This window comes from Enterovibrio makurazakiensis (genome assembly GCF_050336585.1).
In the GTDB taxonomy this organism is placed as follows: domain Bacteria; phylum Pseudomonadota; class Gammaproteobacteria; order Enterobacterales; family Vibrionaceae; genus Enterovibrio; species Enterovibrio gelatinilyticus.
Genome location: NZ_JAKJSE010000061.1, coordinates 1 through 977, shown reverse-complemented (window position 1 = coordinate 977; position 977 = coordinate 1). Strand labels below are relative to the sequence as shown.

General features: G+C 42.9%; 1 protein-coding gene and 1 pseudogene. Both read left to right on the top strand.

Annotated features, from left to right (window positions below; all coding sequences use genetic code 11):
- Nucleotides 1-238, top strand: a pseudogene (locus L4D06_RS25415) (hypothetical protein); the annotation flags it as partial.
- Between the two features lie 386 nt (nucleotides 239-624).
- Nucleotides 625-882, top strand: coding sequence for a hypothetical protein (locus L4D06_RS25410; RefSeq protein WP_429742253.1), 258 nt, complete (start codon nucleotides 625-627; stop codon nucleotides 880-882).
- Nucleotides 883-977 lie beyond the last annotated feature (95 nt).

The following is a 977-nucleotide window of genomic DNA, read 5'->3' as shown; positions in this document are numbered from 1 at the left end:
ATTCTCATATTATTTCTATCATATTCTCGCATGCTGGAAGATCCCATACATGGTTTCAGAGTGGACTGATAAATTGAATAAAAAGCCATTGCCAGAAAATATTAAAGAATGGTCAACGCCCTTACCTAAAGACCAGTGGCAAAAACCGAGCAAAGAGCTTGTCGCCCAAAAAGAAGTGTTAATGAAGCACTTTGAAGCAGGCGGAACGTTAGCAGATTTCAATCAAATTAAGGCATAGTTTGCTATTTGCTTAAACATATCTACCCCAACAACTTCCCCTTAATCCCATTGAACACCGCCAGCACCCTATCATGGGCTGGCTTGTGGTCGKCGATAAACGACAAACAGGCTAAGGCGCTTTCGTCATAATCTTTAGGTAATTTAACATTCAAATCCTTCGAAATGGYTCRGGCGTACTTGAGCTGTTTTTCTGTGGGTAGCTTTAGTTCATCAGGGATCGCTGCATGAATTGTGTCGGTAACAATGTAATTAATGCAGGCACCATCCGATGTTTGTCACCATCCCCCCATTCTATAATTCGGCCAAATCTTGCTCAGCGAGCAACTTTTCGCCCGAACCACAAGCAATCCCTTGCTCAGTCAATCCCAAAATAAACATAACTGTTTGTTTTTATCGCAATTTAAAGCTGGCATGCCCTTTGCCTTTATCACCCGTTTCGTTGCTCGCCAAAATCTTGAGTATCTCGACCTACTAATCGAAGTTACCTCAAAACATCAGAAACCCAGAGGTTACATTGAAGTGGGTGGCGAAGGTGGCATGATTTTCCAAACCCAGCAAATGTGGTTACTGTTCTTGATGAGTCTAGGTATCTCTGTCTGGCTGCTTTGGAGAAATGGAGGCGTAATGGGATCGACACATTAGAACAGATTTGGATGCAACTAAGTCAGCCCAATGAGCCTCTAATACTTGGGTTGCCTATTTACCCAAGGGTTTACCCAAGGGAGATAAACACCCAA